Source organism: Paenibacillus rhizovicinus, from assembly GCF_010365285.1.
In the GTDB taxonomy this organism is placed as follows: domain Bacteria; phylum Bacillota; class Bacilli; order Paenibacillales; family Paenibacillaceae; genus Paenibacillus_Z; species Paenibacillus_Z rhizovicinus.
On the sequence record NZ_CP048286.1, the window covers coordinates 1,043,391 to 1,056,929 of the forward strand.

At 56.4% G+C, this 13,539-nt stretch carries 14 protein-coding genes and 1 riboswitch; all 14 genes read right to left on the bottom strand.

Features of this window, described 5'->3' with window-relative positions:
* Window positions 1–139: 139 nt before the first annotated feature.
* The 14 genes from GZH47_RS04800 to GZH47_RS04865 all read right to left on the bottom strand — a co-directional run bounded on the left by GZH47_RS04800 (window position 140) and on the right by GZH47_RS04865 (window position 13,513).
* Entirely contained in the window at window positions 140–676 is a 537-nt protein-coding gene (locus GZH47_RS04800; RefSeq protein WP_162638955.1) for a spore maturation protein, read from the bottom strand.
* Window positions 669–1,412 carry a nucleoside recognition domain-containing protein gene (locus GZH47_RS04805; RefSeq protein ID WP_162638956.1) on the bottom strand — a complete coding sequence of 248 codons (744 nt, stop codon included), beginning with the start codon at window positions 1,410–1,412 and terminating at the stop codon, window positions 669–671. The genes GZH47_RS04800 and GZH47_RS04805 overlap by 8 nt, the downstream gene beginning before the upstream one ends.
* A gap of 33 nt (window positions 1,413–1,445) precedes the next feature.
* On the bottom strand, window positions 1,446–2,546 hold the full coding sequence (locus tag GZH47_RS04810; RefSeq protein WP_162638957.1) for a D-alanyl-D-alanine carboxypeptidase family protein: 1,101 nt from the start codon (window positions 2,544–2,546) through the stop codon (window positions 1,446–1,448).
* A gap of 146 nt (window positions 2,547–2,692) precedes the next feature.
* Window positions 2,693–3,148 (bottom strand): GerW family sporulation protein, encoded by a 456-nt coding sequence (gene ytfJ, locus GZH47_RS04815; RefSeq protein ID WP_162638958.1) that lies wholly within the window; start codon window positions 3,146–3,148, stop codon window positions 2,693–2,695.
* Between the two features lie 81 nt (window positions 3,149–3,229).
* Window positions 3,230–3,931 carry a DUF2953 domain-containing protein gene (locus GZH47_RS04820; protein WP_162638959.1) on the bottom strand — a complete coding sequence of 234 codons (702 nt, stop codon included), beginning with the start codon at window positions 3,929–3,931 and terminating at the stop codon, window positions 3,230–3,232.
* Window positions 3,932–4,006: 75 nt separating this feature from the next.
* The gene (gene scpB / locus GZH47_RS04825) at window positions 4,007–4,762 is read right to left on the bottom strand and encodes an SMC-Scp complex subunit ScpB (protein WP_162638960.1); all 756 of its coding nucleotides are present in this window, start codon (window positions 4,760–4,762) and stop codon (window positions 4,007–4,009) included.
* On the bottom strand, window positions 4,728–5,510 hold the full coding sequence (locus GZH47_RS04830; protein ID WP_162638961.1) for a segregation and condensation protein A: 783 nt from the start codon (window positions 5,508–5,510) through the stop codon (window positions 4,728–4,730). The genes scpB and GZH47_RS04830 overlap by 35 nt, the downstream gene beginning before the upstream one ends.
* Window positions 5,511–5,564: 54 nt before the next feature.
* A complete protein-coding gene (ribH, locus tag GZH47_RS04835) occupies window positions 5,565–6,035 on the bottom strand; it encodes a 6,7-dimethyl-8-ribityllumazine synthase (RefSeq protein ID WP_162638962.1) in 471 nt (156 codons plus the stop codon).
* A 41-nt stretch (window positions 6,036–6,076) separates the two neighbouring features.
* Window positions 6,077–7,336: a bifunctional 3,4-dihydroxy-2-butanone-4-phosphate synthase/GTP cyclohydrolase II gene (locus GZH47_RS04840; RefSeq protein ID WP_318653410.1), complete on the bottom strand. Its 1,260-nt coding sequence runs from the start codon at window positions 7,334–7,336 to the stop codon at window positions 6,077–6,079.
* Between the two features lie 56 nt (window positions 7,337–7,392).
* Entirely contained in the window at window positions 7,393–8,073 is a 681-nt protein-coding gene (gene ribE / locus GZH47_RS04845; RefSeq protein ID WP_162638963.1) for a riboflavin synthase, read from the bottom strand.
* An 82-nt stretch (window positions 8,074–8,155) separates the two neighbouring features.
* On the bottom strand, window positions 8,156–9,253 hold the full coding sequence (ribD, locus tag GZH47_RS04850) for a bifunctional diaminohydroxyphosphoribosylaminopyrimidine deaminase/5-amino-6-(5-phosphoribosylamino)uracil reductase RibD (protein ID WP_162645080.1): 1,098 nt from the start codon (window positions 9,251–9,253) through the stop codon (window positions 8,156–8,158).
* A gap of 188 nt (window positions 9,254–9,441) precedes the next feature.
* A riboswitch (FMN riboswitch) is annotated at window positions 9,442–9,645 on the bottom strand.
* Window positions 9,646–9,795: 150 nt separating this feature from the next.
* Window positions 9,796–10,227: a peptidylprolyl isomerase gene (locus GZH47_RS04855; protein ID WP_162638964.1), complete on the bottom strand. Its 432-nt coding sequence runs from the start codon at window positions 10,225–10,227 to the stop codon at window positions 9,796–9,798.
* A 101-nt stretch (window positions 10,228–10,328) separates the two neighbouring features.
* Window positions 10,329–11,660, bottom strand: coding sequence for a diaminopimelate decarboxylase (gene lysA / locus GZH47_RS04860; RefSeq protein WP_162638965.1), 1,332 nt, complete (start codon window positions 11,658–11,660; stop codon window positions 10,329–10,331).
* Between the two features lie 131 nt (window positions 11,661–11,791).
* Window positions 11,792–13,513, bottom strand: a complete 1,722-nt coding sequence (locus tag GZH47_RS04865) for a spore germination protein (protein ID WP_225446364.1) — start codon at window positions 13,511–13,513, stop codon at window positions 11,792–11,794.
* Window positions 13,514–13,539: the final 26 nt, after the last annotated feature.

Here is a 13,539-nt window from a genome sequence, read left to right on the forward strand (position 1 = left end):
ACATATGAAATAAAGCTTGGTCGGGCAAGAAGTCCCAAAGAAGAGAAAAAAGCCCCACTGCGGGCTCCCGAAACATGGGCGGCGCCTGCGATGGAGCTTCGTTGCAAGAGATGATGGCTATGTAGCGCTCAGATGTAAGTTAAGAGCCGAAGACGAATAAACAAATGATAATGGCTGCAAAAAAACCGACAAGGTCGGAAAACAGGCCCACCTTCAAAGCGTACTTGCTCTTGCGGATGCCGACGGCGCCGAAGTAAACCGTCAGGACATATAACGTCGTATCCGTGCTTCCTTGAATCGTGGAAGAGATGCGTCCGATCATGGAATCCGGTCCGTAAGTCTTGATCAGCTCCGTCGTGAACGCGAGCGACCCCGCTCCCGTCAGCGGCCGCAGCAGCCCAAGCGGCAATACTTCGCTAGGAATGCCCAAACTGTCGAACAACGGGCGAATCAGACTAGCCAGCATATCCATCGCTCCGGATGCTCGGAACATGCTGATGGCCACCATCATCCCGACGAGATGCGGAATGATGTTAATCGCAGTGCCGAAGCCTTCCTTGGCGCCGTCGATGAACGTTTCATATACGGGAACCTTCTTAAAAGCGGCATACAGCGGTATGAATACGATCATGAACGGAATGAGCCAAGCGGATATGGACGTTACCCACTCATACAAGGGCCTCACCCTTTCCATGCTTCGCAGCCAGAAGGTTGTCGCGGGCCGTCTCGCCTTGGCCGCCGAATCCTTCGGAATCGAAATTCCCCGGCGGACCTTGCGCTCCCGGCGGGTCCTTCATCGCCGTTCCGTTCCGGCCGATCGAATTGGGCGGCTTGCGGCGATACCGGTGCCTGTACCAGCGGTCGGCGGCAATCGCCGCTATGGTTGCGACCAGCGTAGCCGCGAGCGTCGTGCCGACGATTTCCGTCGGATTCGCGGATCCGTACGTCATGCGGATCGCGATCAGCGTCGTCGGAACAAGCGTGATGCTGGACGTGTTCAACGCCAGCAAGGTGCACATGGCCGCCGATGCCGTCTCCTTCTCGGGATTCAGCTTCTGCAGCTCCTGCATCGCTTTGATTCCCATTGGCGTCGCCGCATTGCCGAGACCCAGTATATTAGCGCTCATATTGCTCATTATGTAACCGAGTGCGGGATGTCCTTTAGGAACGTCAGGAAACAGGAAACGAACGACGGGTTGAAGCAGGACGGCGATTTTGCGGAGAAGTCCCGCATCCTCGCCGATCCGCATCAAGCCCAGCCAGAACACCATCACGCTAATTAAGCCGAAGCTGACGGTTACGCCGCTTTTGGCGCCTTCGAACGCAGCTTCGGTGAGTGCTTCCATCCGTCCGTTCATAATGGCGGCCACGAAGCTGATCACGATGAAGAAGAGCCAAATGATATTTACCATCCTGCCGCCTCCTTCCTGCTAATGTGCGTTATTTCATTGCCCAGCCGCCCAAGCCGGCTTATCGGGTAACGCGATCCTCGAGCCTTTCGGATCGTATACCGGCGTTTCGCCAATCTTGGCGTCGCCAACGAACCATTGCATCGTTCCGCGCTCGCCTAGCAGATACGCCGCGGAGCGCGCGTCCAGCAGATTCAGCTTCGTATGCAGCTGCTCTTTCTCACCTTCGGCAAACGGATAGCGAAGCGTGCGGCCAACGGCAAGCGGATAGCCGCTTACAGGCTGTCCTTTATGCGCGATTTCGCTGAGCGGATAATAGTTGAAGCCGAAATTGAGCATCCGCATATGATCGTTCCAGTCGTCTCTGTCGTTGATCGTTACGGCCACCAGCTGCTGTCCGCCGCGGGTCGCCGAACTGACCAGGCAGCGAAGCGATTTCTTCGTGTAGCCGGTTTTGACGCCGTCCGCCCCTTCGTACATGGCGAGCATTTTGTTCTTGTTCTTCCAGAGGTAATCCCAGCTGTCGTTCGGATTCGGAGCCGACTTGCTTTTCGTTTTGACGATTTCCTTGAAAACGGGATTCTTGAGCGCGTAAGCGGTGAGCTTGGCCAAGTCATTCGCCGACGAATAGTGGCCCGCGGCATCCAATCCGCTTGGATTCATGAACTGCGAATTCGCCAAACCGAGCATTTCGGCCTTGGCGTTCATCATATGCACGAAGCCTTCTTCCGAGCCCCCGACATGTTCGGCGATGGCCGTGGCCGCGTCATTGCCGGAACGAAGCATCAGCCCGTACAGCATATTATGCAAGCTCATTTTCTCTCCGCGCTTCAAATAAATCGAGGAGCCTTCCTTGCCGGCTGCCCGGACGCTCGTCTCGACCATATCGGAAAGCTTTCCGTGCTCGATCGCGACGATTGCCGTCATGATTTTGGTCAGGCTGGCAATCAGCATCGGCTTGTCCCCGTTGTGGCTATATAGAATCCGGCCGGATTCTACGTCAATCAGCGCTGACCCCTGGGCCCCGGTCCTCAACACTTTCGACTCCGCGTTCGCGGACCCGTCGAAACCCGGCAGAAGCAGCAAGGCAGTCGCGGCGATCGCTACCAGTTTATTCCTTATGCAGGCGAGCCTCATGGTTGTCCTCCTTCTGGATGTCGGTACTCGTCTTGTACAAGTATATGAAACAGAGCGGGATATATCCCAACTCGTCCTAAAAAAAGAAACCGCCCCGGAATGGACGGTCACTCATTGAAGCAAAAGCTTACCGTCGTCGTTCGCGCTTAGCGCATATCCATGCTGTCGATAAGCACGGAATCGATTTCGGACGAGGATTGATCTTTCTTGAACATGCTCTGGATCTTGTCGAATACTTGCGGCGCGGAGTCAAGCACGCGCTCCATCAGATGCGTTTGATTGTCCAGCGGTACGATACGGACGCCATGAGTGCCGACGACGAGAAATGCGATCGGCGTAATCGAAACGCCGCCGCCGCTGCCGCCGCCGAACGGCAATTGAACGGATGCGTTGTGCGCATCGCCGCTCTTGCTGCCGCTGTCGCCGCCCATGCGGATATCGCTGCCGCCCGCCACGAAGCCGAAACCGACCTTGGAAATTGGCATGATGACGCTGCCGTCAGGGGTCTGTACGGGGTCGCCCACTATCGTGTTAACATCTACCATTTCCTTGATGTTTTCCATTGCGGTTTGCATTAAGCCTTGAATCGGATGGTCTGCCATCGAAAAAGTCCTCCTCGGTTCAAAATCAGATACTGCTCCTTGCCGTTTCTAGCGTTCCCCCGCCTAAAGCGCATTATGTAATCAGCCGCGAAGCAAAATCCGCTGCCAGCCGATGATGCCGCGCGGCACCCCTTTGGCAGCAGCATGCTTCAACTTCACCGAGAGCCTAATGCCGGCAAAGATCGCATAGCCGAAGCCGACTTTGGCCGTAAACTGGCCGTCCGTGGAGAAATGCGCCTGCTGATACACCGGCTGTACCGCGATTTCCGGATCCGTCTGCAGGCGAATCAGCTGCGACAGCACGCCGATGGCGGTCGTTTTCACCGACCAGACCATGCCGGTAAGCATCGCCGTCCACATGGCATCGTCCGTTCCGACCGCGCTTGACCATTTCCACTCCGTGACCCGCACGTGGCCGAGCGTCCTGCGAACCCAGCCGAGCAAATCATCCGTATGCCGCAGCAGCGCATGCGACCAATCGATCGATTTCATGATGCTCTTCGCATCCACGCTTTTCTTGTCCACGTTCCTGTCGCTTCCGCCGACGTTCTCCGCCGTCAATTCCCGTTTCAGCTCCATCCCGAGACCGCTGAATTTCATCTCGGGCAGCTGCCAGTGGTAATTCACGATACCGAACAAGGCCCGGATCCGCAGCTCGGCGTCATCATCATTCCCAACCCGTCTAATGCGGCCGCGAATGACGACCGGCGACAGCGCAATAACGAGCACGAGCAAAAAAAAGAGACCTGCCGCAATCATCCATCCGAACGGGTAGCCAAGCATGGCGTCTTCCCCCATTTCCCTAAGTTGGTCGGATATAGTATGACCTTGCGGACAAATCTCATTCGGTTATGCGTATCAGTTCTCAGGCACCGGTTCAGGCTCCGGTTCAGGCTCCGGATCGGGTTCCGATTCAGATGCTGAATCTGGCCCTTCTTCCGATTCCGTTTCCGTTTCCGTTTCAATTTCAGGCTTGCTATGCCGTTCTTCGTTCAACTCGGTCTCGATATCGGCGAGCGACATATCTTCGATCGTCATCTGGCGCCCTTCAAGCCGTTCGAAGAGCAGCTGCGTCTGGTCGTCCAAATCGTCGATCGACACGGACGACGGCTCAGGCAGCGCATCGAGGCCCGACAAGCCGAAGTAATCCAGAAACGACTTGGTCGTTCCATATAGAATCGGTCTTCCGATCTGTTCGGCGCGGCCGACTTCCTCGATCAAGTCCTTGCTGACCAGCGATTGAATCGCCCGGTCGCATTTCACGCCGCGGATCTCCTCGATTTCGACGCGCGTGATCGGCTGCCGGTAAGCAACGATAGACAGCGTCTCGAGCGCAGCCTGCGATAAGCTCGAGCGCGTCGGCGAGTACGCCATCCGTTCGAAATAAGCCGCGTGATCCGGATTCGTCGTCAGGCGGTAAGCGCCGGCGACGAGCGATACTTGAATGCCGCGCTTCTTCGATTTCAGATCCTTCATCAGATCCTTGGCATGATCCGCCGCGGCCGCCGCATCAAGCTGGAGAATATCCGACAGCTGCTTCGCCGTCAAACCCTCGTCCCCTGCCATGAACAGCAGTCCCTCAATAATCAACTTCAGTTTCGAATAATCCGCCATCAGCCGCTTCTCCCCTCCAATGCACAACGATATCATCAAACAGGCTGTGCTGAAAACAGCGAATGTGCTTCATCTTCATTAATTCGAGCAGCGCCAGGAACGTCACGACGATTTCATGGCGGCTCATGTCGTCGCGGATGAGCTTCGAGAAGCGAACGGTCTCGAATTCCCGCAGCACGGAAACGATATCGCGAATCCGGTCTTTGACCGAAATTTCATCGCGGTGGATCGTCGCAACGACATTGCGCCGCGTAGCCTTGCGAAGCGCCTTCTGGAACGCCGCGATCAGATCGTTTACGTTAAGCCCTTTGACGGGGTTTTCCGGCACGACCTTCATGAACGGCGTCATATCCTCCGGTTCTTTCGTGTAGACCAGGCTGCGCTCGAATTCCTGCTCCCGGAGCTGCTCGGCAATTTGTTTGAACTTGCGGTATTCAACGAGCTTCGCGATCAGTTCGTCGCGCGGGTCGAGCCCGTCGTCCGGCCAATCGTCATAATACTCGTCCTCGATGACCGGAGGTTTCGGGAGCAGCTGCTTGCTCTTAATCGACAGCAGCGTTGCCGCCATGACGAGAAATTCGCTCGTAACTTCCAGCTCCAGCTCCTGCATCGCATTCAAATAATCCATATACTGATCCGTGATCTCGCTGATGGAAATTTCGTGAATGTCGATCTCGGCTTTATCGATGAGATGAAGGAGCAAATCGAGCGGTCCTTCGAACGATTCCAGTTTATAGGTCACCGCCATGGTACAGGCCCACTCCTAAAAAGGTTAATTGAATTGCAGTTCGTGCTTCGGCGATTAGCCTTGAAGCACTTTGGTCAGGTTCGCCATTTCGATGGCCGTTACCGCGGCTTCCCAGCCTTTGTTGCCGGCTTTCGTACCCGCGCGTTCGATGGCTTGCTCGATGGAGTCGACAGTCAGAACGCCGAATACCGTCGGCACGCCGGTTTTCAAAGCGACCGCGGAAACGCCTTTGGCAGCTTCGTTGCATACATAGTCGAAATGCGGCGTGGACCCCCGGATGACGGCGCCAAGGGTGATAACGGCGTCGTATTTGCCGCTCTCGGCCATTTTCTGGGCGATCAGCGGAATTTCGAACGCGCCGGGCACCCAAGCGATATCCACTTCGTTGTCGTCGGCGCCATGGCGTTTGAAAGCGTCAAGCGCGCCGCCAAGCAGCTTGCTGGAAATAAACTCGTTGAAACGTCCTACGACGACGCCGTATTTTAACCCCTCGGAAATTAAATGTCCTTCGAATACGTTTGGCATTATAATTCATCCTCTCTGAATGTCCCGATCCTACGACCGGATTAAATGGTATATTCTACATCGTCAAATTTAAGCAAATGGCCTAATTTGTCTTTCTTCGTGTGCAGGTACAGATCGTTGTCCTCGTTCGCATCCATTTGGATCGGCACGCGTTCCACGACTTCGAGGCCGTAGCCTTCCAAACCGCGAATTTTGCGGGGATTGTTCGTCAACAGCTTCATTTGGCGCACGCCGAGATCTTTCAAAATTTGAGCGCCGATGCCGTAATCGCGCAAATCCGGGGCAAAACCAAGTTTAATATTCGCGTCGACGGTGTCCAATCCCTGCTCCTGAAGCTGGTAAGCTTTCAGTTTGTTAATCAAGCCGATCCCGCGGCCTTCTTGGCGCATGTAGAGCAGCACGCCGTTTCCCGCCTCGTCGATTTGGCGAAGCGCCGCTTCGAGCTGGGGTCCGCAATCGCAGCGGTGGGAGTGAAACACGTCGCCGGTGAGGCATTCGGAATGAACGCGCACGAGCGTCGGCTTCGAAGGATCGATCTCGCCTTTGACGAGCGCGACATGCTCCTTGTTATCCACTTCGTTTGTGTAAGCGATCGCCCGGAATATGCCGAAATCGGTCGGCATTCTCACTTCGACAGCCCGCTCCACCAGATTTTCTTTCTTGTTGCGATAATGAATAAGCGACTCGATCGAGATCAGCTTCAAGTCATGCTTCGCCTTGAATTCGATCAAATCCGGAAGGCGGGCCATCGTTCCGTCTTCCTTGATGATTTCGCAGATGACCGCCGCCGGCTTGGAGCCGCACATCGTGGCAAGGTCGATCGCCGCTTCCGTATGCCCCGTGCGGCGCAGAACGCCGCCCTTCTTCGCGATCAGCGGGAAAATATGACCCGGACGGCGGAAGTCGTCCGCCTTCGTATCGGAATCGATCAACGCCTGCACGGTTTGCGAACGTTCGAATGCCGAAATGCCCGTCGACGTCGAAACGTGATCGACCGACACGGTAAACGCGGTGCCGTGGTAATCCGTGTTGCGCTGTACCATCGGCGGCAGATCCAGCTCTTCCGCGCGTTCCGCCGTAATCGGCACGCAGACGAGGCCGCGCGCTTCCGTGATCATGAAATTAATGATCTCCGGCGTCGCCTTGCTTGCCAACGCGATCAAATCGCCTTCGTTCTCGCGGTCTTCATCATCGACGACGATGATGGCTTTGCCGCGAATGAGATCGTTCAGCGCCTCTTCAATGGAATCGAACACCGGTTGTTCTTCCGGCATTTTCTTTGCTCCCAGTTGGTTGCTCATCGCTATCCGCTCCTTTTATAGGCTGCTTGCATGCCTTTTGTCTATCTCTGTCGTTCTTAGAAAAATCCGTTCTCCGCAAGAAACGCGGCGGTCAGCTTGCTGCCGCTCTCCGGCTTTCCGGTGCGGTCGCCGTCGTCGTAGCTGTCTTTGTAGTGAAGCAGGTGATCGACGTATTTGCCGAGCACGTCGCATTCGACGTTGATGACGCCGCCGGCATTCTTGAACTGCAGCGCCGTCTCCTTCAGCGTGTGCGGAATGATCGATACGGCGAAGCTGTCGCGGTCCGCTTCGGCTACGGTCAAGCTGATGCCGTCTAACGTAACGGAGCCTTGCGGAATCACGTAGCGCATCAGCCTGCCGTCATGCGGCCGAATGGTGAATACGACTGCATTGGCGTCGCTGCGCCTGGATACGATCTCGCCGGTTCCGTCCGCATGGCCTTGCACGATATGACCGCCGAATCGCCCGCCGGCCTGCATGGCCCGCTCCAGATTAAGCGGCTCGCCGGAACGGATATCCTTCAGGTTCGTATGACGGTAGGTTTGCGGCATGACATCGACCGTGAACGAACGCGCGCCATATTCGGTGACCGTCAAGCAAACGCCGTTCACCGAAATGCTGTCGCCGATGGCTACGCCCTGCAGCACGCGATCCGCCTCGATGACGAGCAGCATGGCCTCGCCTTGCTTATAGGAGCGCTTCAACGTGCCGATTTCTTCGATAAGCCCTGTAAACATGCCAGATTCCTCCTCTCTTCCGGAATGCCAATTAACGGCCAGCCGCTATAATTACAACCGATCTTAGGACGACAAGCGCGAATTAAGCTCCGCCGGTGCGGTCGCCCGTCTCGTAGTCGGGATAGCCGCCTAGGAAAATATCGCTGCCGATCCGTTCCACCTGCACATCCCGGAACGGAATGGCATGCGCCATCTTCTCGAAGCCGTCGAACTGGAAGACGCCGGGCGCCGCTTGGCCGCCGATCACTTTGGGAGCGACGAACAGCAGCAGCTTGTCGATCAAGCCCAGCTCCAGCATCGCGCCGTTAAGCTTGCCGCCGCCTTCCAGCAGAATCGAACCGATTTCCCGCTCGCCAAGCTTGCGCATGGCAATCTTCAGATCGACGCGGCTTCCTCCGCCGCAGTCGATGACTTCAGCGCCGGCCGCTTCAAGCGCGGCACGTTTGCCCGGATCGGAGCCTTCCACCGTTAGCACGAGAACCGGCACTGAACGGTCTTGCAGCATGCGGGCTTCAAGCGGAAGGCGAAGCCTGGAATCGACGACGATGCGGATCGGATGAACCGCTGGCACGGACAACCGGGTCGTCAGCTCCGGATCGTCGACCAGCGCGGTTTCCGCGCCGACCATGATGCCCATATGCCTATGACGGAGCGTATGCACCATCTCCCTGGCCTGCGGTCCGCTGACGTACCGGCTGTCGCCCGTCTTCGCCGCCAGCTTGCCGTCCAGCGTCATCGCCGATTTCATCGTGACGAACGGCAGCCGGGTAACGATAAACTTGTTGAACATTTCGTTCATGAGCATCGATTCCCGTTCCAGCAGACCGACATCAACGGAAATGCCCGCTTCGCGCAGCCTGTCGATGCCCCGCCCCGCTACCTGCGGATTGGGATCCTTGCAGGCAACGACGACTCTGGCCACCTTCGCCTCGATCAGCCGTTCGCAGCATGGCGGCGTCCGGCCGTGATGGCTGCACGGCTCCAGCGTGACATACGCCGTCGCGCCTTCGGCCTCGTCACCGGCCATGCGCAGCGCGTGTACCTCCGCATGGCCTTCCCCCCGGCGCAAATGCGCGCCGAGGCCGACGATCCGGCCTTCCCGCACGATAACGCAGCCGACAACGGGATTGATATCGGTCTGCCCTTTTGCTTTCGAAGCCAGATCGAGCGCTAGCCGCATATAAGTCTCGTCGTTCAGAACGTCGAGCGTCGACAAAATAAAAATCACCCCTCGGCATATAGCGCCAACGGGGTGATCAGAGAATTCCAGGTAAAAGGACGCGTCTGAAGACACATTCAAACAAACTCGGCAACCATGTGAAAAAAAGAACAAGGTTGGCAAGAATTGAAAAAATGGAATTCACGTGCCTTTTCCTTCTCCCATCCAGACTTTACTGTCGGTCCCGGATTTACACCAGGTCCACCGTCAAGCAGCCATGCATTCCGGTAAGGAGTCGCACGCTTGCAAGGCGGGTCACGGACTGACAAAGGATGACTGCCGCATACGCTCAAGCGGACTGCAGCCCTCTGATCACCGCCGGTTGGGAATTGCACCCGACCCCGAAGGAAAAATCGCAAATACTTTTGTGGAAATGTTACCACTCCCACATCGAAAAAGCAACCTGTTTCGTCGGTTTAATTGTCGAACGCTCCGTCCGCTTGCGCGAAAAATGAAAAACCGCAGCAAGCGGAACGCGTTCCGGCTGCTGCGGCGAAGGGCAATTATACTTCGACGATCTCGACTTTTTCCATTTTGTCGCGGCCTTGGAACTTATCGACATGCTCCATGCCTTGCGCCACTTTGCCGAATACCGTGTGCTGGCCGTCCAGATGCGGCTGCGGCTGGTACACGATGTAGAACTGGCTTCCGCCCGTGTTGCGGCCGGCATGGGCCATAGCGAGCGCTCCGCGCTCGTGCTTGTTCGGGTTGATTTCGCAGTTGATCGTGTAGCCGGGACCGCCGGTGCCTGTGCCGTTCGGGCAGCCGCCTTGAGCGACGAAGCCCGGGATAACGCGGTGGAACGTCAAGCCGTTGTAGAAGCCTTCTTTCGCCAGCTTCTCGAAGTTGGCAACCGTGTTAGGCGCATCGTTTTCAAACAGATCGATAAGAACCTCGGATCCGTTAGACATGGTGATTTTTGCTTGTTTAGCCATTATTGAACTGCCTCCTGTCATTTTTCATTGTAAAGTCCAAGCATAGCATAAGATTTCCTCTTATGCCACGCTTGGACTCTCGTAAGGAACGGCGATGCCGTTTATTTACTTGCTGCGGACGTTTGCAATCTTGCCGGAATCACGTCGTTGCCGACGATATCGTCAAGCGATTCGCGTTTGACGGCAACGTCTGCGGCGCCGTCTTTCACGAAGACGACCGCCGGACGGCGGACACGGTTATAATTGCTTGCCATGGAATAATTGTACGCGCCTGTGCAGAACACGGCAAGCAGGTCGCCGCTATTCGCTTTCGGCAGTTCCAGATCCATGATCAGCTTGTCTCCGCTCTCGCAAAGCTTGCCTGCGATCGTAACGGTTTCTTCCAGCGGCTCGTTCGCGCGGTTCGCCAGAATCGCTTCGTACTTGGACTCGTACAGCGCGAAACGAGGGTTATCCGACATACCTCCGTCGACTGCGATATACTTACGAACGCCTGGGATGTCCTTGCTTGTCCCGACCGTGTACAGCGTCGTGCCGGCATCGCCGACCATGCTGCGGCCCGGTTCGACCCAAATTTCTGGCAGCGGGTAGCTTGCCGCGGAGAAATTCGTTTTGATCGAATCCGTGATCGCTTTCACGTATTGCGAGATCGGAAGCGGCGTGTCGCCTTCCACGTATCGGATGCCGAAGCCTCCGCCGAGGTTGATGACGCGGAACGTTACGTCCAGCTCGTCGCGGACTTGCACGGCGAAACCGGCAACTTTATCGACAGCCATCGCGAAGCCTTCGACTTCGAAAATTTGCGAACCGATATGGGAGTGAACGCCGAGCAGTTCCAGGTTCGTTTGAGCTACTGCTTCTTGAATCGCTTTGTAAGCCGTGCCGTTGCCAAGGTCGAATCCGAACTTGGAATCCGTTTGGCCTGTCGAGATGTAATCATGCGTATGCGCTTCTACGCCTGGCGTGATGCGCAGCAGCACGTTGACGCGCTTGCCTTTGTCGGCCGCGAGTGCGTTCAGCAGGTACATTTCGTTGAAGTTGTCGACGACGAAGCAGCCGATATTCGCATCCAGCGCCATGTTGATTTCGTCAGGCGTTTTGTTGTTGCCGTGGAAGTGAATGCGCGCAGCCGGGAAGCCGGCTTTCAACGCGGTGTAAAGCTCGCCGTCGGATACGACGTCAAGCGACAGGTCTTCTTGCTCAGCAATGGAGCACATAGCCATAACGCTGAACGCTTTGCTGGCGTATGCGACTTGGAATTTCAAGCCCGATGCGCGGAACGATTCCACGTATTCGCGGGCTCTCTGACGAATGAGCGCCTCGTCTACAATATATAGGGGCGTTCCGAACTGTTGTGCCAAGTCCGTCGTGTCGCAGCCTCCGATTTCCAAATGACCTTGCGCGTTAATTTTGCTAGTACCGTGTAAGTACATCCAGTTTCCCTCCGCTTTCTCCGTAAAAATTCCCAATGTTGTTGTTTGCACCATTTAGCAACAGTATAGCGCATTCGGTTCCCCGCCGAAATGGATAATTCCACATTTCATTTGTATTTTTTTCAAAAAGGTTACCGCGACTCGCTGCCATTGGGTAATCTGTCCTGCTCCTGCGGCTTCAGATAGTTCGGACGTTTGCGGTTTTGGAGCACCGGCACCCGGAGCAGAATGCCCAGCAAGCCTTTGAGATCGAACGGGATCAGCGGCCACATGTAAGGACGGTTGAACGACCGTTCCATGCATAGCAGGATGAAGAAGAGCGTCGTCGCGACGACGAAGCCTTCGACTTTGAACGAGGCGACGGCGACGATCAGCACAAGCCGGATAATCCGGTTGGCGAGCCCCAACTCATAGCTCGGCGTCGCGAACATGCCGATAGCCGCAACGGCCATGTACAGGACGACCTCGTTCACGAACAGCCCCGTCTTCACGGCAATATCGCCGATCAAGATGGCGGCGATCAACGACATTGCGGTCGCGAGCGGCGTCGGCGTGTGAATCGAGGCCATCCGCAGCATGTCTACCCCGACTTCGGCGATCAGAAACTGGGCGACCATCGGCAGGCGGCCCGGTTTCTGCGCGCCGATAAAGTCGAGCGCCGGCGGCTTCAGCTCGGGCTTCAGCGTGAAGAGAAACCAGAGCGGCAGCAGAAAGAGCGACGCCGCGATACCGATGAAACGCACCCAGCGCAAGTAAGTGCCGATGAACGGCGTTTGACGATTCTCCTCCGCATGCTGCAGCAAGTCGAAGAACGTCGTCGGCAGAATCATGACGCTCGGCGTCGTATCGACGAACACCGCGATATTGCCCTCCATCAGATGGACGGCTACGGTATCCGGACGCTCCGAGTACCGGACGAGCGGGAACGGATTCCAGCCCCGCTTCACCGTCGCTTCTTCCAACTGCTTGTCCGCCAAGGGCAGGCCGTCGATTTTGACTGCTTTGATTTTGTCGCGGATGGACTCCAGCATTTCATGATCGACGATATCGTCGATGTAGGCGATGCAAATATCCGTCTGCGTGCGTTCGCCGACCCGCAGGATTTCATAGCGAAGCCGCTTGTCCCGCAGTCTCCGGCGGACGAGCGTCACGTTCGTCAGCATCGTCTCTACGAAGCCGTCGCGGGCGCCGCGGACCACCCGCTCCAGCGTCGGTTCTTCCGGATTGCGGCCAGGGTACGCCTTGGCATCGATAAGGAGCACCTTGGATTCGCCTTCGATGTACATCGCCGTGCCGCCGGCCAGCACGTCCGTCATCATTTTCTCCCAGTCCGATTCCTCTACGACCTGGATAGCGGGCACGTAAAGCCGGAAGAAGTCATGGAACGACGTGGCTCCGTAATCCTCCGACTGCAGATAGGTGAGCCGTTTCAGCACTTCGGTCAACACGGTGTCCTTCGCGAAGCCGTTGTAGAAGAAGAACGCCACGCGACGGTCGCCGAACGTCATTTCCCGAAGCACGATATCGAATGTCGTTTTGTATCCGGCCTCTACCTCCAGCTTGCTGGAGAAGGCTTCCAACGTTAACGGAATCGGTACAGTCTTCTTCTCTCCCTTAGCCTTATCCTTAGCTTCTTCCTTGGCCGGCTTGCGATGACTGATAATAGGCTGCGGCTCGTCATCGCTTAACAGCTCCGCCTGAATGGGGGCGTTGTCCGCTTGCACCGCATTGTCGCCGCTATCATCCATCGTATCGACTTTGAACCCGTCCTCGTCCTCATGCCAGAACACGTGGATCGGCTTCTTGAATTCCCTCGTTCCCTGGTCTTTCCCGCCACGTTCGCTTTCGCGCATCTTCTAACCTTCTCTCTTCGTCATTT